Origin of the sequence: Streptomyces sp. NPDC016469 (assembly GCF_040632905.1) — a bacterium.
GTDB lineage: Bacteria > Actinomycetota > Actinomycetes > Streptomycetales > Streptomycetaceae > Streptomyces.
This window is the reverse complement of sequence record NZ_JBEYCQ010000006.1, coordinates 198168-218792: the sequence shown is the minus strand read 5'-3', so window position 1 is coordinate 218792 and position 20625 is coordinate 198168. Positions and strand designations below refer to the sequence as shown.

Genomic DNA, 20625 nt, shown 5'->3' with positions numbered 1-20625 from the left:
TTAGGCAAATACAGAAGGGCTCAAGGCGCCGTCACGCCCCCCGCACCGTCACCGTCACCGTCCCCGTCCCCTCCCGCGTGGCTCCCGTCGCCTCGTCGACCACGCGGTACGGGCGGTCGATGCGCTCGGAGGTGACGGTCAGGGTGCCGCCGTCGCGCGCCACCTGGAAGGTGGCAGCCGTGGCACCCGCGTGGTCCGGCACGGTGACGGTCGTACCGTCCCCCTCCGCGCCCCCGCCGAACACGCGCAGCGTCAGCCCGTCCAGCCAGTCGCCGTCCGGGCGCTGGTCGTCGCCGCCCCAGGGCAGGACCGCACCGGGGCGGACGAGGACCGGGAGGCTGTCGAAGCCGTGGGTCTCGTGGCGCCAGACGGGGCCGGTGACCGTCTCGCCGGTGAGCAGGTGGGTCCAGGTGCCCTCGGGGACGTAGTACTCGACCTGCCCGTCCTCCGTGAAGACCGGGGCGACCAGCAGGTCGGGGCCGAGCATGTACTGCCGGTCCAGCATGCGGGTGGTGGGGTCGTCCGGGAATTCGAGCAGCATGGGCCGCATCACCGGGATGCCCGTGCGGTGGGCGGTGGCGGCGGCACCGTACAGGTACGGCATGAGGCGGTGCTTGAGCAGGGTGAACGCGCGGGCGACGTCCACCGCTTCCTCGCCGAACTCCCACGGCACCCGGTAGGAGACGTTGCCGTGCAGCCGGCTGTGCGAGGAGAGCAGGCCGAAGGCGAGCCAGCGCTTGAAGACCGCCGGGTCCGGGGTGCCCTCGAAGCCGCCGATGTCATGGCTCCAGAAGCCGAAGCCGGACAGGCTGAGCGACAGGCCGCCGCGCAGGGACTCCGCCATCGCCGTGAACGAGGCGAAGCAGTCGCCGCCCCAGTGGACGGGGAACTGCTGGCCGCCGGCCGTGGCCGAGCGGGCGAAGAGAACCGCCTCGCCGTGGCCGCGCTCCTTCTCCAGGAGGTCGAAGACCGTCTTGTTGTAGATCTGCGCGTAGTAGTTGTGCATCCGCTCGGGGTCCGAGCCGTCGTGCCAGACGACATCGGTCGGGACGCGCTCGCCGAAGTCCGTCTTGAAGCAGTCGACGCCCTGGTCGAGCAGCAGCCGCAGCTTGCCGGTGTACCACTCGCGCGCGGCGGGGCTGGTGAAGTCGACCAGGGCCATGCCGGGCTGCCACAGGTCCCACTGCCAGACGTCACCGTTGGGGCGCCGGACCAGGTGGCCGAGTTCGGCGCCCTCCGCGAACAGCGCCGACTTCTGGGCGATGTACGGGTTGATCCACATACTGATCCGCAGCCCGCGCTCCTTGAGCCGGGCCAGCATGCCCTCCGGATCGGGGAAGACGTCCGGGTCCCACAGGAAGTCCGACCACTGGTACTCGCGCATCCAGAAGCAGTCGAAGTGGAACACGGAGAGCGGGATGCCGCGTTCCGCCATGCCGTCCACGAACGAGGTGACGGTCTCCTCGTCGTACGAGGTGCAGAAGGACGTCGTCAGCCACAGGCCGAACGACCAGGCCGGCGGGAGCGCCGGGCGGCCGGTGAGGGCGGTGTAGCGGGCCAGCACCTCCTTGGGCGTCGGACCGGCGACGATGTAGTACTCCAGCGACTGGTCCTCGACGCTGAACTGCACCTGCCCAACCGACTCCGAGCCGACCTCGAAGGAGACCTTCCCGGGGTGGTTGACGAAGACGCCGTACCCGCGCGAGGAGAGGTAGAACGGGATGTTCTTGTAGGCCAGTTCGCTGCTGGTGCCGCCGTCCGCCTGCCAGATGTCGACGCTCTGGCCGTTCTTCACGTACGGGGTGAAGCGCTCGCCGAGCCCGTAGACGTTCTCACCGACGTCCAGGGCGAGTTGGGCGATCATGTGGTGGGCGCCATCGGGGGTGGCGGCGAAGGCGGTGCCCTTGGCGTCGACCCCGGTCAGGCGGCGCCCTTCGGCGTCGAGGAAGGTGAGGCCCCACGGGCCGTCGGCGTCCATGCGCAACGTCAGCGGTCCGCTGGTGAGTTCGGTGACGCCGCCGTCCTGCCGGGTGCGGGCGCCGGAGCCCGCCGGATCGAGCCCGGGAAAGGCGAAGTCCGGGCCGCGGCGGGCCTTCCCGGCGTGGTGCGTGGTGCGGACGCCGATGATCCCCTCGGCCGGGGAGAAGCAGTCGACGGTGATGAGCGGGGTGTTGAGGGTGTCGCCGCGCGCGGCCACCCGTTTCACCGCCGCGTACGCGGTGAACTGGTCGGCGCTGACGCGCAGATCGCGGATCTCGGTCGCGTAGGAGGCGCGTACGCCCTCACGCATGAGCCAGAAGCCGTCGGTGAACTTCATGCGGACTCCTTGCCAGGGGCAACGGGAGGGGGAACGGGGAGGCGGCGGCGCATCACGCGCCGGCCCCGGTGAAGCCGAGCCGGGCCAGCCGGACCGTGCCGCGCAGGGCGACGCGCAGATCGTCGACGCCGGAGGCGGTCAGACCGGCGTGGAAGGTGCGGTGGTCGTACGGTCCGTCGGTGGCGGGCACCGGAACGGTGACGGTGGAGCCGTCGACGGTGATCAGGACGGCCCCCTCGCCCGAGGCGAGCACCTCGACCCCGTTCGTACCGGCGCCGAAGTCGCAGCGCCGGTAGAGGAGTTCGTTGGCCTCGGCGGTGGCGGTGACCGCGTCGCCGTCCGTCTTCGCGCGGTCCACGATCTCGGTGCCCAGCTGCTCGTCGTAGTCGGCCGCCTCCAGACCGCGGACCAGGACCGGGCGCGGCCCGGCCGGTTCGCCGTCGAGGGTCACGACCGTGACGGTCCGGATGTCCGTGCTGGAGGCGCCCGCCTGGAGCTCGTACGCGCCGGGCTCGACGGTCCAGCGGCCGTGCGCCACGTCCCAGTGGCCCAGCTCCTCGACCGGCACGGTGAACGCGACGCGCTCCGTCGCGCCGGGTGCCAGGTGCAGCCTGCGGTGCCCGGCGAGTTGGCGCAGCGGGCGGGGTACGGACGGGGCCACCGCTCGTACGTACAGCTGGGCGACCTCGTCGGAGGCGACGGTGCCGGTGTTGGTGACGTTCAGCGACACCTGGAGCAGGTCTCCCTCACGGGCGGCGGTCAGGTCGCTGTACGCGAAGTCGCTGTAGGTGAGCCCGTGGCCGAAGGGGTAGAGCGGGGTGCCGTCGTAGTAGAGGTAGGTCTGCCGTGAGCCGATGATGTCGTAGTCCAGGAGGCCGGGCAGCTCCGCGTCGGAGGCGTACCAGGTCTGCGGGAGCCGGCCGGCCGGGGAGACGTCGCCGGCGAGGACGCGGGTGAGTGCGGTGCCCGCCGCCTGGCCGCCGTGCGCGGTCCACAGCAGCGCGGGCAGCGTGGCGGCGGCATCGGCGAGGGCGTACGGGTAGGCGGAGGTGACGGCGAGCACGGTGCGCGGGTTGGCGGCGTGAGCGGCGCGCCAGAGGCGTTCCTGCTGGGCGGGCAGATCGAGGGTGGCGCGGTCCTCGGTCTCGCGACCGTTGATGTGCGGGTCGTTGCCGACGACCACGATCACGGTGTCGGCGGCGGCTGCCGCGCGGGCGACGGCGTCCTCGCCGCGCTCGGTCACCTCGGTCTCGAAGACGGTGCCCGGGGCGGCGGCGGAATTTTCCTCGTCCGGGGCGGCAACCTTTACGCCGTCGGCGGCGACTGAGACATACCCACCCGTTCCGATGTGCAGAAGGCGGTGACCGCCGGCATGACCTTCCACCGCCTCCCACCGGAAGGTCTCCTGGACGATCCAGCCGCCCGGCTCGTCCGCGGAGGCGCGCACATAGCCGTCCTCGGCGACCGAGAGGTAGCGGCCGTCCGGCTCCCGCAGGGTGATCACACCGCCGCCCCAGTCCACGAGCGCCAGCTCGGACGGGGTGTCGGAGCAGGTCAGCGGCGGCAGGTCGGTGCGGCCGGCGAGCAGCGCCGGGTCGAGGGCGCCCTCCGCACCGCGCGCCGCGTCCCCGGCCGGGTCCGCCTCGGGGATGTGCAGCCAGCCGTCCGCGCACTTGACGCGGACCAGGTCGGCGCCCTCGGCGTGAATCACCCGGTCGGCGCCGAACCGCTCGCGGAGTCCGTCGAGCGGGGTCGAACGGTGGATCAGGGTGCCGCTGTACCAGTCGAGCTTGCAGGCGTCCGCGAGGAGCCCCACGACGGCGACGGTCCGGCCGGCGTCCGGGTCGAGCGGGAGCAGGCCGTCGTTCTTGAGGAGCACGACGGCCTGCTCGGCGGCCTCCAGGGCGAGCGCCCGGTGCGCCTCGGTGTCGAGGGCCTCGGTGTCCGCGTACGGGTCGAGACCGGGGTCGAACTCGCCGAGGGCGAAACGCATGTGCAGCAGGCGGCGGACGGCGGTGTCGATGTCGTTCTCGTCGAGGAGGCCTCGCTTCAGGGCGTCCTGGATGCGGCCGGTCATCACGGAGGAGTCCTGGCCGTGGTCGGTGAAGCTGTCGACGCCGGCGCGCAGGGCGGCGGCGGTCGCCTCCTCGTGGGTGTCGAAGTAGTGCTCGGAGTCGACCAGGTTGCTCGGCGCTCCGGCGTCCGAGCAGACCACCAGGGGCTGTTCGGTCCAGCTGCGCAGGTGCCGGGAGAGCAGCGGCGACACGTGGTTGGGGCGGCCGTTGACCAGGTTGTACGCGGGCATCACCCCGGCCACCGCGCCCGCCCGGACGGCGTCGCGGAAGGCCCTGAGGTCGTATTCGTGCAGCACCCTCGGGCGGACCGAGGAGGACGAGGTGTCGCGGTCGGTCTCGTTGTTGTGGGCGAGCCAGTGCTTGAGGACGGGGGCGGTGCGCCAGTAGTGCGGGTGGTCGCCGCGCAGGCCCCGGGTGTACGCGACCGCGATGGCGGAGGTGAGCCCGGCGTCCTCGCTGTACCCCTCCTCGCCGCGCCCCCACAGCGGGTGGCGCAGCAGGTTCACGGTGGGGGCCCAGACGTTGAGCCCGACCCGGTCGTCGTGGGCGCGCTTGGTGCGGACCTCGTCGCCGACGGCCTCGCCGATGCGGCGGACGAGGTCGTCGTTCCAGGTGGCGCCGAGCCCGACGGCCTGCGGGAAGACCGTGGCCCGCCCCATCCAGGCGACGCCGTGCAGGGCCTCCTGGCCGGTGCGGAAGGCGGCGAGCCCGAGCCGGTCGACCGCCGGGGCGAACTGGTGCAGCATCGCGACGCGCTCGTCGGGGGTCAGCCGCCGGAGCAGGTCGTCGACGCGCTCCGCGAAGGGCAGCTGCGGGTCGCGGAAGGGCTGCGGTTGTTCCGTCACGTGCGGGTCCTTCGTCAAAGGTGGGAGGTATGGCGGTGCCGGCGCGTCGTGCGGGCCACTGAGCAGCCTCGGACGATCTTTCGAAGCGCTTCGATGCTCGACGGCCAACCCTGCGCGTGTCAAGGGCCGGTGGCCGACCCGCGCTTCCGGTTCTCCTCCTCCGCCTCGGGAAACGGTTCGGAAACGCATCGGAGGATTCCGGCAACGAAGTCTTGTGCGACACAGACCCTTCACTTAACCTCGCTGCAACATCGAAGCGCTTCGACGGCGCATCGATGGGGCGCCCGGCGCCCTTGTTTTCCCGGGACGGCGACTCGTTCTGCCGCCTCCCCGTTGAACCGCTTCACCTGGGGCCGGTGACACCGGCTCAGCCAGCAACGCTCCACCTCAGACACAGGAACCGAACGGCGGTCGCCCCGCCACGTGTCGTCCTGGTGCGCCTCGAAGGGTTGACGCAATGACGCCGAATTCCTCCCCCTCCTCCACGGCCCCGAGCCGGAGAAGCTTCCTCGCCACGGGCGCGGTGGCGGCCGTCGCCGTGGCCGGCGGGGTGCCGCTGCTCGCCGCGTGCGGCGGTTCCGGCTCCGGTGCCGGGAAGAAGGAGGGCACGACCACGGGCAAGGCCCTGAAGAAGGTCGTGCCGAGCTACGTCCCGCTGAACCTGGTCGAGCCCGATGTCCCCGGCGTCAACGGTTCGAGCCCGGGCTTCACCAAGCTCCCGGACCCGCTGGTGGTCTCGGTCAAGTCGGTACCGGGCAAGGGTTCGGAGTTCCGGGTCATGACCCCGCTGTGGGGCACGGTGCCGAAGAAGAACAACCCGTACTACACGGCCGTGAACAAGGCGGTCGGCGCGAAGCTGAACTTCGACCCGCAGGACGGCAACACCTACCAGGACAAGATCGGCGCGGTCCTCGCCGGCTCGGACATCCCGGACGTCATGACGATCCCCGGCTGGAACATGCAGGGGCAGATCCGCAACGCCATCACCGCCAAGTTCGCGGACCTCTCCCCGTACCTCGCGGGTGACGCCGTCAAGAAGTACCCGAATCTGGCCAACATCCCGACCGGCGCCTGGCAGTACTCGGTCTTCGGCGGCAAGCTGCGCGGCCTGCCCATGCCGACGCCGATCATCGGCAACGCGATCTTCTACCGCAAGGACCTGATCGGCTCCGGCGCCGTCCCCGCGAGCACGGAGGACCTGCTGGCCTTCGGCAAGGAGTACACGGCCCCCAAGAAGAAGGTGTGGGCCTTCGACGACCTGTGGACCTGCATCCAGAAGATCTTCGGCCTGCTCCCGGACGCGCCGCACTACTGGCAGCTGGAGAACGGCAAGCTGGTCCACAAGATCGAGACGAAGGCGTACCGCGAGGCGCTGGCCTTCGCCCGCAAGCTCCACGACGGCGGTTACGTCCACCCGGACGCCGAGGCGAACAAGGACGCCGACGCCAAGATCCGCTTCACCAGCGGCCACGTCGTCATGTACAACGACGGCACGGGCGGCTGGAAGGGCATGGTCACCGAGCAGTCCACCGCCAACCCGAAGTTCGACATGCAGGCGCTCGACTTCTTCGGCCACGACGGCGGCGACCCGGTGCTGTGGCAGGACGACCCGGCGGGCATCTTCACCTTCCTCAGCAAGGAGCTGTCCAAGGAGAAGATCGAGGAGTTCCTCGCGATAGCCGACTACGCGGCGGCACCGTTCGGCACCGAGGAGTTCATGCTCACCAACTACGGCGTCAAGGGCACCCACTACACGATCAAGGACGGCGCCCCCACGTACACCCCGCAGGGGGTCGAGGAGGCCCAGCCCTCCACCTTCCTGTTCCTCGCCTCGCCGCCCACCTCCATCGCCTACCCGGACCAGCCGCAGCTGGCCAAGGACTACGCCGCCTGGATGGCGCGGCAGGCACCGCACGTCAAGAAGCCCCTCTTCTTCGGCATGCAGGTCGTCGAGCCGCAGCGCTACGCCTCCCTGTACACCCCGTTCGACGACCTCCAGAAGGACATCCGGCGCGGCCGCAAGAAGGTCAGCGACGTCGACGAAGCGGTGAACACCTGGAAGAAGAGCGGCGGCGACAAGCTGCGCGACTGGTACCAGGACATTCTCGACAAGAACGGCTCCGGCAACTGACGCGTACGCCGCGCACCGCACGTACGCACGAGAGGGAAGGGGCCGCCGGGCACACGCTGCCCGGCGGCCGGGGTCAGGAGCACGACATGGGGAGCACAGGGTGAAGGCACGGGCCACGGTCGCGGCCGGCCCGGACCGCACCGCCGACGGGGCGAGCGCCCCGGCCGGCGGGAGCGGCGCCGGGGACGGTGACGGCGGGGAGACGAGGAGCGTCCGGGCGGGCAGGACGCGGGCGGGCGGCGTCCGCGGATCCCGTAGGGGCAAGGGCGGGGGCGCACCGGCGGGCGGCATCACCTGGCGCCAGCGGCTGCGACGCGACCGCACGCTGATCCTGATGACGATGCCGGCCATCGCGCTGCTGCTGATCTTCAACTACATCCCGCTGCTCGGGAACATCGTGGCCTTCCAGGACTACGACGTGTACGACCTGGGCATCACGGGCAGCCCGTTCGTCGGGTTCGACAACTTCACCCGGATCTTCGAGGACTACCGCTTCTGGGAAGTCCTCGTGAACACGCTGGTCATCTTCGTGACCCAGCTGGTCCTGTTCTTCCCCATCCCGATCGCCATCGCGCTCCTGCTCAACACGATCATGAGCGCGCGGGTCCGGGCCTGGGTGCAGGCGGTCGTCTACCTGCCGCACTTCTTCTCCTGGGTGCTCGTCGTCACCGTCTTCCAGCAGATGTTCGGCGGCGCCGGACTGGTCGCCCAGTGGCTGCGCGAGCACGGCCACGAGGGCTTCGACCTGATGACCGATCCGGGCTTCTTCAAGTTCCTGGTCAGCGCGCAGGCCGTGTGGAAGGACGCCGGCTGGGGCGTCATCGTCTTCCTGGCCGCGCTCGCCGCCGTCAACACCGATCTGTACGAGGCTGCCGCCGTGGACGGGGCCGGCCGCTGGCGCCGCATGTGGCACGTCACGCTGCCCGCGCTGCGCCCGGTCATCGCCCTGCTCCTCGTCCTGCGGGTGGGCAGCGCGCTCAACCTCGACTTCGAGCAGATCCTGCTCCAGCGCGACCAGGTGGGCGCGGGAGCCTCGGAAATCCTGGACACCTACATCTGGTGGACGGGCATCAAGACCGGCGACTTCGGCTACGCGGCCGCCGCCGGCATCTTCAAGGGACTGTTCAGCGTCGCCATGGTGCTGGGTGCCAACAAGGTCGCCCACATGCTGGGCGAGCAGGGGGTGTACTCCAAGAAATGACAACTCTCCTGGACCAGCCGACGAACCCGGCGGCCCCCACCGAGACACGCTTCCAGCGCGCCCTGCGCATCGAGCCGCGCCCCGTATGGGAGGAGGAGCCGACGAAGGCCGGCCTCGCCTTCAAGGGCTTCGGGCTCGTCGCGATCTGCGCGGTCGTCATCATCCCGATCTGGGTGGTGCTGGTGACCAGCCTCTCCGACACCAAGACCATCAACGACGCGGGCGGCCTGGTCGTCTGGCCGAAGCACATCACGTTCATCGCCTACAAGGAGCTGCTGAGCGGGGGCGCGGTGACCCGTGCCGCCGCCGTCAGCGTCGGACTCACGGTCGTCGGCACGGCCGTCAGCATGGTCGTCTCGGTCCTCTGCGCGTACGGGCTGAGCCGCCGCGACTCCTACGCGCACCGCCCGCTGCTGATGACGCTGATGGCGACCATGTTCTTCGGCGCGGGGCTCATTCCGACGTATCTCCTGGTCACCGGGATCGGGCTGAGCGACAGCTACTGGTCGATGATCCTGCCCAGCGCGATCAGCGTCTTCAACGTGCTGGTGCTGCGCGGCTTCTTCATGGACACCGCGCCCGAACTCATCGACGCGGCCCGCATCGACGGGGCCGGCGAGTGGCGCATCCTGCTCCAGATCATCATGCCGCTGTCGCGTGCGGTGATCGCCGTGATCTCGCTGTTCTACGCGGTCGGCTACTGGAGCCAGTGGTTCAACGCGATGCTCTACATCCAGGACAGCGACAAGTACCCGCTCCAGATGATCCTGCGTCAGCTGGTCCTCCAGCACCAGGTGCCGCCGGGCGCGATGGGCGCGGCCGTGAGCAACGGGCAGATCAACAGCCTCGCCGTGCAGATGGCGGTGATGATCCTCGCGCTGATCCCGGTCGCGGTGCTGTCGCCGTTCGTCCAGAAGCACTTCCAGAAGGGCATGCTCACCGGCGCCGTGAAGGGCTGACCGCCAGCTCCGCCCCGCTCCTCCCTCCTCCCCCGCTCTTCGGAAGGTGTTCGTCATGCACGCTTCGTCCGTGCCCACGCCCCGCCGCAGAACCGTGCTCGCCACGGCGGCCGTCGCCGCCGCCGCCACCGCCCTCCCCGCCGCCGGCACCGCGGCCGCCCGAGGGCACCGCCACGACGGCCGGCACCAGCCCCACCGCTGGCGGACGGCGGCGATCGGCGGCACCGGGTTCGTCACCGGGCTGCTGTTCCACCCCTCGGTGAAGGGCCTGGCCTACGCCCGGACCGACATCGGCGGCGCCTACCGCTGGGACGCGGCGAAGGCCCGCTGGACCGCGCTCACCGACCACATCGGCTGGGACGACTGGAACCTCCTCGGCATCGAGGCCATGGCCGTCGACCCGGCCCACCCGGACCGCCTCTACCTGGCCTGCGGCACCTACGCGCAGTCCTGGGCGTCCCCCGGCGCGGTCCTGCGCTCCGACGACCGGGGCGCGACCTGGGAGCGGGCCGACCTGACGGTGCGGCTCGGCGCCAACGAGGACGGGCGCGGCGCCGGCGAGCGGCTGCTCGTGGACCCCCGCGACAGCGGGACGCTGTGGCTGGGCACCCGGCACGACGGGCTGCTGCGCTCCACGGACCGGGGCGCGACCTGGTCACCGGCCGCCTTCCCGGCGACCCCGTCGGAGACCGGCCAGGGCGTGATGTTCCTCGTCGCGGCGGGCCGGACGGTCTACGCGGGCTGGGGCGACGGCGGCGGCGCGCTCTACCGGACGGACGGCCGGGGCGGCTGGGAGGCCGTCCCCGGGCAGCCGTCCGGGAGCGCGGCGGTGAAGGTCCCGGTGCGGGCCGCGTACGACGCCCGGGGGCGGGCGCTGTACGTGACGTACGCGGACGCCCCGGGGCCCAACGGGCAGTCCGACGGCGCGGTCCACCGTTTCGACACGGTGACGGGTGCCTGGAGCGAGGTCACCCCGGTGAAGCCGGACGCCGCGGCCGGCGACGGCTTCGGGTACGGCGGGGTCGCGGTCGACGCGCGCCGGGCCGGCACGCTCGTCGTCACCACCAACAACCGCTGGGGGCGGATCGACACGGTGTTCCGGTCCACGGACGGCGGCGGGAGCTGGACATCCTTGAAGGACACCGCCGTCCTGGACGTCTCGGAGACACCGTTCCTGCGCTGGGGCGCGGAGCCCAAGTTCGGCTGGTGGATCCAGTCCGTCGCCGTCGACCCCTTCGACTCGCACCACATCGTGTTCGGGACCGGCGCGACCGTCTTCGGGACGCGCGACCTCGTCCACTGGGCGCCGGAGATCCGGGGCCTGGAGGAGTCGTCGGTGCGCTTCCTCGTCGCGCCACCCGGCAAGGGTGCCCGGCTCCTGAGCGGCCTCGGCGACATCGGGGTGATGTACCACGACTCGCTGACCGCGTCCCCGTCCCGGGGCATGGCCGCGAACCCGGTCTTCGGCACCGCCACCGGCCTCGCGGTCGCCGCGCTGAAGCCCTCGTACGTGGTGCGCACAGGCTGGCCGTCCGGCTCCGACGCGGCCGGCGCCTTCTCCCGCGACGGCGGGCGTAGCTGGCAGCCGTTCGCCGCCCAGCCCGCGATCGCACCCTCCGCGCCCGGACCCGTCGCGGTCTCGGCGGACGGCTCGACGCTGCTCTGGTCGTTCATCCACTGGGACGGCACCACGTACCCGGCGCACCGGTCCTCCGACGGCGGTGCGAGCTGGGCGGAGGTGGTGAGCTTCCCCAAGGGCGGCACCCCGGTCGCGGACCCGCTCGACCCCCGGCGCTTCTACGTGTACGACACCGACACGGGCACCGTCTTCGTCTCCCGGGACGGAGGGGTGACCTTCACCCCGGGCGCGGCCGGACTGCCTTCCGGCGACGCACAGTTCAAGGTGGTGGCGGCGCCCGGACGCAGCGGCGACCTGTGGTTGTCCGCGAAGGACAACGGCCTGTTCCGCTCCACGGACGGCGGGCGGACCTTCGCCGCCGTCCCCGGCTGCCAGGCGTCCCACGCGCTGGGCTTCGGCAAGGCCGCGCCGGTGCGGGACCGCAGGCGGCCCGGGGCGGGCTATCCGGCGGTCTTCCAGACCGGCAGGGTCGCCGACACGTACGACGGTGTGGCCGTCCTGCGCTCGGACGACGCGGGCCGTTCGTGGGTGCGGATCAACGACGACTCCCACCAGTGGGGCTGGACCGGCGAAGTGATCACCGGCGATCCCCACGTCCACGGCCGTGTCTACCTGGGCACCAACGGCCGCGGCATCCAGTACGCAGAACCCCAGTAGGAAACCGGAGACGCCATGCCGTCCCTGCGCGACGCGGCCCGAGGCCGCATCCTCTTCGGAGGCGACTACAACCCCGAGCAGTGGCCCGAGGAGGTGTGGGAGGACGACGTCCGGCTGATGAAGGAGGCCGGGGTCAACTCCGTCACCCTCGGCGTCTTCTCCTGGGCGAAGATCGAACCACGCCCCGGTGCCCGGGAGTTCGACTGGCTGGACCGGCTGATGGACCTGATGCACGCGCACGGCATCGGCGTCGTGCTGGCGACGCCGACCGCGTCCCCGCCGCCCTGGATGGGGGCGCGGCACCCGGAGACCCTGCCGCGCGCGGAGGACGGGTCCATCGTCTGGTACGGCTCGCGCCAGCAGTTCTGCCCCAGCTCGCCGGTCTACCGCCGTTACGCCGCCGCGCTCACCGAGGACCTGGCCGCTCGGTACGCGGAGCACCCGGCGCTCACCGTGTGGCACATCAACAACGAGTACTGCACGCACTGCTGGTGCGACGAGACGGCGGGCCACTTCCGCCGCTGGCTGCGCGACCGGTACGGAACGCTGGACGCGCTCAACGAGGCGTGGGGCACGGCCTTCTGGAGTCAGCGCTACGACGCGTGGACGGAGATCCTGCCGCCGCGCAAGGCGCAGTACATGAGGAACCCCACCCAGGTACTGGACTTCAAACGCTTCACGTCCGACGCCCTCATGGAGTGCTTCACCGCCGAGCGGGACATCGTCGCCCGGCACACCCCGCACATCCCGGTGACCACGAACTTCATGCCGCTGTGGTCCGGGCAGGACGCCTGGGCCTGGTCGGCCGAGGAGGACATCGTCTCGGTCGACGTCTACCCGGACCCGCGCGACCCGTGGGGCGGGCAGTACAACGCCATGCTCGCCGACATGACGCGCTCACAGGCCGCCGGCCCGTGGATGCTGATGGAACAGGCGGCCGGTGCGGTGAACTGGCGGGGCGTCAACCACCCGAAGCCGGAGGGGCTGAACCGGCTCTGGTCGCTCCAGTCGGTGGCGCGCGGCGCCGACGCGATCTGCTACTTCCAGTGGCGGCAGTCCCGGCAGGGCTCCGAGAAGTTCCACTCGGGGATGCTCGGCCACGCCGGTGAGCGGGGCCGCGCCTTCCGCGAGACCCGGCAGCTGGGCGGCGAACTGGCCGCGATCGGATCCGCCGTGTCCGGTACGGACGTGGCCGCCGAGGTGGCCGTCCTGCACTACTGGGACGCCTGGTGGGCGGGCGCCCAGGAGGGCGGCCCGTCCGCGCTCCTCGACTACGCGGAGGTCATCCGGCGCTGGCACCGCGCCCTGTGGGAGAACGGCACGCCCACGGACTTCGCCCGTCCCGACGCCGACCTCAGCCGGTACAAGGCGGTCCTCGTCCCGCACCTCTACCTGCTCGACGACACGGCGATCGACAACCTCGTGGCGTACGCGCGGGGCGGCGGGCGCCTGGTGTGCGGGTTCTTCAGCGGCATCGCGGACGTGGACGACCGCGTCCGGCCGGGCGGCATGGACGCCCGCCTGCGCGAGCTGTTCGGGATCGCCACCCTGCACGAGTGGTGGCCGCTGGACGCGGACGAGACCGTGGAGTGCGACGGATTCCGGGGCACCCTCTGGTCCGAGGAACTGGAGGCAGCCGAGGGCACCGAGGTGCTGGCCGCCTACCGCGACGGCGAGCTCGCAGGGCTGCCCGCCGTGCTGCGCCGGGGCGGCGCGGTGTACGTGTCGACGCTCCCGGAGCCCCCGGCGCTGCGGGCCCTCGTGGCCGACGTGGTCCGGGAGGCCGGGGTGGAGCCGGTCCTCGCCGGGCTGCCCGAGGGGGTGGAGGCGGTCCGCCGGGGCGAGCTGCTGTTCCTGCTGCACCACCGCCGCGAGATGGTCACCGTCGCCGTGCCCGGGACGTACGAGGATCTGCTCACCGGGCGGGCGGTGACGGACCGGATCGCGCTCGGCCGCTACGGCGTCGCGGTGCTGCGGAGATCCGCGCCGTGACCGGGCGCACGGACATCGACGGCACCTGGGAGCCGCGCCCCGCCGCCCGCTGGGAGGACGCCTTCCTCGGCGGCAACGGCCGGCACGGTGCCATGGTGTACGGCGACCCTGCCGACGACCGCGTGATCGTCAACCACCACACCCTGGTCCGGCCCAACGGCAGTCAGCACCTCCGGCCGCCCGAGCTCGCGGACCGGCTGGGCCGGCTCCAGAGCGCGCTGCTCGCCGGGGACACCCTGGCGGCGGAGCGCTTCGGCGCGGGCCGGCCGCTGGTGTGGGTGCAGCCCTTCCACCCGGCCTTCCAGACCCGCGTCCGGCCGGTGCCCGGGAACGCCGCCGACCCGGCCGCGGCGTACCGCAGGGCGGTCGACTTCGCCACCGGTGAGATCACCGCCGTCTGCGAGTCGTGGCGCAGCCGGGTCTTCGTCTCGCGCGCCGACGACGTGATCGTCCAGTACGTCACGGGCCAGGGGCTGGCCGTGGACGTGACGCTCGACCACGCCCTGCCGGGCGCCCCGCCCCGGCTGGCCGTCGGCCGGAGCACCGTGCTCACCCCGGACGGGGCCCGGCTGTCGCTGCGTGCGGGCTACCCCGACAGCGACCTCGCGTACACCGGCGCGACGGTGCTCCGCACGGAGGGCGGGCGGGTGTCGGTGGCGGGCGAGGGCGTCCGGGTCGAGGGGGCGAGGAGCCTGTTGCTGCTGACCCGGGTGCGCCGGCACGCGGGCCACCTGGACCTGGCCGCGGAGTGCGCCGCGCTGCCCGGTGGCGGCTACGAGGCGCTGCTGGCCCGGCATGTGGCGCTGCACCGGCCGGCCTTCGAGCGGGCGGCACTCACCCTGGACGCGGACCCGGCCGAACGGGCGCTGCACGGCTCCGAGTTGGTGCGGCGGGCGGACAGTCCGGCCCTGCTGGAGCGGTTGTGCGCGGCGGGCCGCTACCACCTGCTGTCGGCGTCCGGGGCCCTGCCGCCCCGGCTGACCGGACTCTGGACGGGCGACTGGGACACCGCCTGGTCGGGGGCGTTCACCACCAACGCCAACCTGAATCTCCAGATCGCCTCCGCCGCGGCGGCGGCGCTGCCCGAGGTGTCCGAGGCCCATGCGGCGCTGGTCCACGGACAGCTCGCGGACTGGCGGGACAACGCTCGGGCGATCTTCGGGGCCCGCGGCATCGTGGCCCCGTCGCACACGGACGGCGAGTCCGGGCACACCCGCCACTACCAGCGCGCCTACCCGCTGCATCTGTGGACGGCCGGTGCGGACTGGCTGCTGGAGCCGCTGATCGAGCACGCGGAGACGACGGGGACCGAGGACCCCCGGCTGACCGCCGCCCTGCACGAAACGGCCCTTTTCTACGAGGACTTCCTCAGCCGGACCGGCCCCGACGGGCGGGTGGCCGTCGTGCCCTCGTACTCGCCGGAGAACCGTCCGGCCAACGCGAGCTGGGGCACGGTCGACGCGACGATGGACCTCGCGGCGGCCCGCCACGCGCTCACCGCCTCGGCCGACCGCTCCCCCGATGACCCGGCCGCCGAGCGCCGCCGTGCGCTGGCGGGCCGGCTCGCCGACTACCGGGTCAACGAGGACGGCGCGCTCGCCGAGTGGGCGTGGCCGGGCCTGGCGGAGACGTACGACCACCGCCACCTCAGCCACCTGTACCCGGTGTGGCCGCTGGACGCGATCAACCCGTACGACACGCCCCGGCTTGCCGCCGCCGCGCACCGGGCGCTCGAACTGCGGGGCGCGGAGAACGACTCTGCCCACGGCCATCTGCACCACGCGCTGATCGCGGCCCGGCTGCGGGACGGGGCCCGGGCCTCGGCGGCGGTCCGCTCGGTGCTGGCGGGCGACTTCTTCCACGACTCGCTGATGAGCGCCCACTACCCGGCCCGCCGTGTGTACAACGCGGACGCGGCGCACGCCCTGCCCGCGGCCGTCATCGAGTCGCTGGTCCAGTCGACCCCGCACCGCCTGGTCCTGCTGGCCGCACCGCTCGCGGGCTGCGCGGGCGGTGAACTGCGCGGTGTGCGTACGCGGTTCGGCGCGACCGTGAACCTGCACTGGTCTGCGGACGGCACCGCGACGGCGGTGCTCCGCCCGGCGCGCGACGCCCGGATCGACGTCCGCACGGGCGAGGCCCACACCCTCACCGAAGCCTCCGCCGGCTCCCCCTCGGCCCTTCTGGACCTGACGGCCGGCGTGGACCGCGTGCTGGAACTCCGGCCGCGGTAGCTCTCCCCCCACCCACCATGGAAGGACAACCATGGCACGACGCACCCGCACCCTCACCAGGCTCGCCCTGACCCCGGCCGTGGCCCTGGCGGCCCTCGTCGGCTTCGCGTCCGCCCCCGCCCAGGCGGCCGTCTGGTCCACGTCGGACCAGTGGGGCACGTACACCACGGCCGACAACTACACCCTCTACAACAACATCTGGGGCTCCGGCGCGGGCACCCAGTCCATCTGGGCCAACTCCTCCTCGGACTGGGGCGTCCGGGCCGACCACCCGAACACCGGCGGCATCAAGTCGTACCCGAACGCCAAGAAGGTGGTGAACAAGCCGATCGGCTCGCTGTCGTCGCTCAGGAGCACGTACAGCGTCACCGTCCCGTCGTCCGGCGCGTACAACACCTCGTACGACATCTGGGACAGCGACTACGACTATGAGGTCATGCTCTGGGTCAACTACAACGGTGCCGTAGGCCCGTTGGGCACCTCGCAGGGCACGCTGACGCTGGGCGGGCACACCTGGACCGTCTACAAGGGCGACAACGGTTCCAACCAGGTCTTCTCGTTCCTGCGGACCTCGGACTCCACGTCGGGAACGGTGGACATCCTGCCGATCCTGAAGTGGATCAAGGACACCAAGGGCTGGTGGGGCAACGAGACGATCGGTGACGTCCAGTTCGGCTACGAGATCACCTCGTCGGCCGGCGGCCTCGACTTCCGTACGAACGGATTCGGCGTCTCCGCGAGCTGACCCGCACCACCTGAGGAGCCGGCCCCCGCGCGGGGGCCGGCTCATGGGTCACGCCGGGGCCGGACCGGTACTCTCACGTACCGTCAGTTCCGGGGCCAGCAGCTCGACTTCGTCGGTGCCGCGGCCGGACAGTTTGGCGACCACGTGTTCGACGGAGCGGCGGCCCATCTCCTGGGCCGGTATGGCGACGGAGGTCAGCCGCACCGATGCCTGGGTGGCCACCTGCTCGGGGCAGATCGCCACCACCGACACGTCCTCCGGCACGGCCCGGCCCTGCTGGCGCAGCAGGTTGAGCAGGGGCTCGACGGCCGCCTCGTTCTGCACGATGAAGCCGGTGGTGCCGGGGCGCTCGTCGAATATCCGGGCCAGGGTCTGGGCCATCGCCGCGTACCCTCCCTCGCACGGCCGGTGCAGGATGCGCACGCCGGTCTCCTGCGCCTTGGCGCGTACGCCGTCGACGGTCCGCTCGGCGAATCCGGTATGGCGCTCGTAGACCGCGGCGGCCTCGCCGATGACGGCGATCTCGCGGTGTCCGAGGCCGGCCAGGTGCTCCACGCAGAGCGCTCCCGTCGCCTCGAAGTCGAGGTCCACGCAGGTCAGCCCCGCGGTGTCGGCGGGCAGGCCGATGAGCACGGCGGCCCGGTCGGCCTCGCGCAGCAACGGCAGGCGCTCGTCGTGCAGTTCGACGTCCATCAGGATCATTGCGTCGGCCAGCGAGCTGCCGGCGATCCGCCGCACCGCCGCGGGCCCCTCCTCGCCGGTGAGGAGGAGGACGTCGTAGCCGTGGGTGCGCGCGGTGGTGGCGACCGCGATGGCGATCTCCATCATCACGGGCACGTACATGTCGGTGCGCAGCGGCACCATCAGCGCGATGATGTTCGACCGGCTGCTGGCGAGCGCCCGGGCCCCGGCGTTGGGGTGGTAGCCGAGCTGCTGGATGCTCCGCTCGACGCGCTCGCGGGTGGCGACGGAGATGGAGCGTTTTCCGCTCAGGACGTAGCTCACCGTGCTCGCGGAGACTCCGGCGTGCTGCGCGACCTCGGCCAGGGTGACCATGCGGTTCTCCCTCACGGTCAGATGTGGCGAAGCGCTTCGACTCCGCTCTCTCCAGCCGTGACGTGGAGAGACAGCGCGAGCCTAGCCCTGCCGTGACGGCATGTCCAGACCACTGTCGAAGCGCTTCGATACCTCTGCACGCGTCGGCTACCGCAACGATATGCCCGCCGCCCGATTCCGCTTCACACCGGCTCAGCTGCCGAGCAGGACGGGGAAGGACTCCATGTCGTTCTGCGTCATCACCGGGAGGTTGCGCAGCTCGGTGTCCGGGATCGCGAGCCGCAGGCCGGGGAAGCGCGCGAAGAGCGCCGGCAGGGCGATGCCCGCCTCGACCCGGGAGAGCGCCGCGCCGGGGCAGATGTGCGGGCCGTGCCCGAAGGTCATGTGCCGGATCGGGGTGGGGCGCGTGATGTCGAAGGCGTCGGCGTCGGGGCCGTGCTGCTCGGGGTCGCGGCCGATCACCCGGTACGAGATCACGACGCCCTCGCCCTTGGCGATGACCGCGTCGCCGACCTGGATGTCCTCGGTGGCGAACCGCATGAGCAGATGGGTGGTCGGGGTGTCCCAGCGCAGGGTCTCCTCGATCACGGTGTCCCAGGAGACCTCGCCGTCGAGGACCATCCGGAGCTGGTCGGGGTGGGCCAGCAGGGCGCGTACGGCGTTGAGGATGAGCCCGATCGTGGTCTCGTGCCCGGCGGCGACCATCGCCTTGAGATTCCCGACGACCTCCTCCTCGGTCAGCGGCTCGCCGCCCTCCTCGGCCAGGATCAGCGCCGACGTCAGGTCGTCGGTGGGGTGCGCGGTCTTCTCGCGTACGAGTCCGGCGTAGAAGACGTCCAGGTCGGCGAGGAGCGCGAGCCGCTCGTCCTGCGGGGTCAGCATGGAGAAGAACGCCTTGTACTGCCGGGTCAGCATGGCGTTCTCCGCCGGGTCGACCCCCATCAGCATGCCGACGACCCGCATCGGCAGCGGCTGGGCGAACACCGACTTGAGGTCCACCACGGCCCCGTCCCGGCCGCCCTCCTCCAACGCGTCCAGCAGCTCGGCGGTGAACTTCTCGATGTCGGGGCGTATCGCCTCCAGACGGCGGGGCGTGAGCGCCTGGGAGGTCTTGGTCCGCAGCCTGCGGTGCTCCGCGCCGTCGACGGTGAACATGGACCGTCCGGCGTCGATCATGCCGATGAGCGGCCAGGCGTGCGTCACCTCACCGCTCTGCCACAGCCCCCAGGCGTCGATGTCCTTGACCAGGCGCGGGTCGACCAGGAGCCGCCGGGCGTCCGCGTGCCGGGTGAGGGTCCACGCCGGCACACCGAGGAGTTCGATCCGGGCCAGCGGACCGGCTTCGCGCAGTCGCGCGGTCTCGCCGTCGAGGTCCTGGACCATGGGGTCGATGACGACGGTGGCACCCTGCTGGGCCGCGGCCGGGGCGGCGTGGGGGCAGTTCACGAGGAATCTCCTGTCATGCGTACGGGGGTGAACCGGACGGGGAGCGTGGTGTTGCCGCGCAGGAAGGGGGAGGGCCGACGGACCAGGTCCTCGACGGCGACGTCGAGCCGGAGGTCGGGCAGCCGGTCGAGCAGCACCTCGATGCCGGTCCTGGCGATGATCTCGGCGATCTCCTGGGCCGGGAACGGGCACCGGTACTCGCCGTGGCTGAAGGCCAGGTGCGCGCCGTTGCCGCCCCGGGCGGGCCCCGTGCCGCCGGAGACGCCCTGGCGGATCAGCGGGTCGGTGTTGGCGGCTCCGAGCCCGAGGAGGAGCATGTCCCCGGCCCGGATGCGCTGCCCGCCCAGCTGGGTGTCGCGCGCGGCCCAGCGGCCGGCCAGGATCTGGGTGGGGGTGTCCTCCCACAGCACCTCGTTCATGGCCTCGCCGATGCTGCGCCGACCGCCGGCCATGGAGTCGGCGAACTCGTCCTCGGTGAGCATGAGCCGGACCGAGTTGCTGATCCAGTCGGCGGTCGGCAGGTGCCCGGCGGCCGTGACGGCCATCAGGTCGAGCGTGTACTCCTCGTCGGTGAACTCCTCGGGGAAGTCCAGCATCCGGGAGGCCACGTCGTCCCCCGGCTCGGCCCGCTTCGCGGCGAGCAGCCGGGCCATGTGCTCCCCGAACCGCTGATGGGCGTTCTGCGCCTCCGGCCCGCCGTCCGCGAGGTCCTTCAGCACGCGCGCGATGGCGCCGCCCTCCTCGTCGGGGAATCCCACGAGCCGGGCCAGGACGAGCACGGGCAGCGGTTCGCAGAACTCCGCGACGAGGTCTGCGGTGCCCCGGGCGCACACCGCGTCGATCAGCCGGTCGGCGAGCTGCTCGCAGTGCTGCCGGATGCGGAACGGGTCGGCCGCTTCGAGGGCGGGGGTGACCATGCGGGCGTGCCGCAGGTGCTCCTGGCCCGCGCTGAAGTAGATGGACGGCAGGGGCCGCCCGACCATCGGCAGCAGCGGCCAGTCGTCGGGGACGTTCGGCCACTGGTTCCACAGGCCCACGTCGCGCGGGAACAGCCCGCCGTCACTGGTGACCCGGTGGAGCTCCCGGTATCCGATGACCAGCCAGGCCGGGAAGCCGCCCAGCAGCTCGACGGGGACGACCGGCCCGTGCTCGCGGCGCATCGCGCGGTAGACGCTCTGGGGCTCGGCCTGGAAGCCGGGCCCCCAGAGGGGCACGGCGCCGGCGTGTGCCGGGCAGCCGGTCGGGGCGTTCGGGGACGCCGGCGCGGACTCGGCCGGGGAGGGGCGCGTCATGAATCCTGACTCCTGTGGCGGACGACTGCACGCGCC

Annotated in this window: 12 protein-coding genes; 7 read left to right on the top strand and 5 right to left on the bottom strand. The window is 72.0% G+C overall.

What is annotated here, in order from left to right:
* Window positions 1-31 precede the first annotated feature (31 nt).
* Complete coding sequence (gene yicI / locus ABZ565_RS09060; protein ID WP_361022417.1) at window positions 32-2317, bottom strand: alpha-xylosidase; 2286 nt, start codon at window positions 2315-2317, stop codon at window positions 32-34.
* A gap of 52 nt (window positions 2318-2369) precedes the next feature.
* A complete protein-coding gene (locus ABZ565_RS09055) occupies window positions 2370-5237 on the bottom strand; it encodes a glycoside hydrolase family 3 C-terminal domain-containing protein (protein WP_361022414.1) in 2868 nt (955 codons plus the stop codon).
* A 523-nt stretch (window positions 5238-5760) separates the two neighbouring features.
* Here ABZ565_RS09055 and ABZ565_RS09050 point away from each other — a divergent pair.
* The 7 genes from ABZ565_RS09050 to ABZ565_RS09020 all read left to right on the top strand — a co-directional run bounded on the left by ABZ565_RS09050 (window position 5761) and on the right by ABZ565_RS09020 (window position 16795).
* Window positions 5761-7368, top strand: coding sequence for an extracellular solute-binding protein (locus tag ABZ565_RS09050; protein WP_361022643.1), 1608 nt, complete (start codon window positions 5761-5763; stop codon window positions 7366-7368).
* Window positions 7369-7468: 100 nt separating this feature from the next.
* Window positions 7469-8569, top strand: a complete 1101-nt coding sequence (locus ABZ565_RS09045) for an ABC transporter permease subunit (RefSeq protein ID WP_361022410.1) — start codon at window positions 7469-7471, stop codon at window positions 8567-8569.
* Complete coding sequence (locus ABZ565_RS09040) at window positions 8566-9528, top strand: carbohydrate ABC transporter permease (protein WP_361022407.1); 963 nt, start codon at window positions 8566-8568, stop codon at window positions 9526-9528. The genes ABZ565_RS09045 and ABZ565_RS09040 overlap by 4 nt, the downstream gene beginning before the upstream one ends.
* 55 nt (window positions 9529-9583) lie before the next feature.
* Window positions 9584-11824, top strand: coding sequence for a 1,4-beta-glucanase (locus ABZ565_RS09035; RefSeq protein WP_361022404.1), 2241 nt, complete (start codon window positions 9584-9586; stop codon window positions 11822-11824).
* A gap of 15 nt (window positions 11825-11839) precedes the next feature.
* On the top strand, window positions 11840-13816 hold the full coding sequence (locus ABZ565_RS09030; RefSeq protein WP_361022401.1) for a beta-galactosidase: 1977 nt from the start codon (window positions 11840-11842) through the stop codon (window positions 13814-13816).
* Complete coding sequence (locus ABZ565_RS09025; RefSeq protein WP_361022398.1) at window positions 13813-16050, top strand: glycoside hydrolase N-terminal domain-containing protein; 2238 nt, start codon at window positions 13813-13815, stop codon at window positions 16048-16050. Before ABZ565_RS09030 ends, ABZ565_RS09025 begins: the two co-directional genes overlap by 4 nt.
* 31 nt (window positions 16051-16081) lie before the next feature.
* On the top strand, window positions 16082-16795 hold the full coding sequence (locus tag ABZ565_RS09020; RefSeq protein WP_361022395.1) for a hypothetical protein: 714 nt from the start codon (window positions 16082-16084) through the stop codon (window positions 16793-16795).
* A 48-nt stretch (window positions 16796-16843) separates the two neighbouring features.
* Here ABZ565_RS09020 and ABZ565_RS09015 read toward each other — a convergent pair whose 3' ends face one another.
* The 3 genes from ABZ565_RS09015 to ABZ565_RS09005 all read right to left on the bottom strand — a co-directional run bounded on the left by ABZ565_RS09015 (window position 16844) and on the right by ABZ565_RS09005 (window position 20589).
* A complete protein-coding gene (locus tag ABZ565_RS09015) occupies window positions 16844-17866 on the bottom strand; it encodes a LacI family DNA-binding transcriptional regulator (RefSeq protein WP_361022392.1) in 1023 nt (340 codons plus the stop codon).
* 177 nt (window positions 17867-18043) lie between these two features.
* Complete coding sequence (locus ABZ565_RS09010) at window positions 18044-19297, bottom strand: cytochrome P450 (protein ID WP_361022389.1); 1254 nt, start codon at window positions 19295-19297, stop codon at window positions 18044-18046.
* Window positions 19294-20589: a cytochrome P450 gene (locus ABZ565_RS09005; RefSeq protein ID WP_361022386.1), complete on the bottom strand. Its 1296-nt coding sequence runs from the start codon at window positions 20587-20589 to the stop codon at window positions 19294-19296. The genes ABZ565_RS09010 and ABZ565_RS09005 overlap by 4 nt, the downstream gene beginning before the upstream one ends.
* Window positions 20590-20625: the final 36 nt, after the last annotated feature.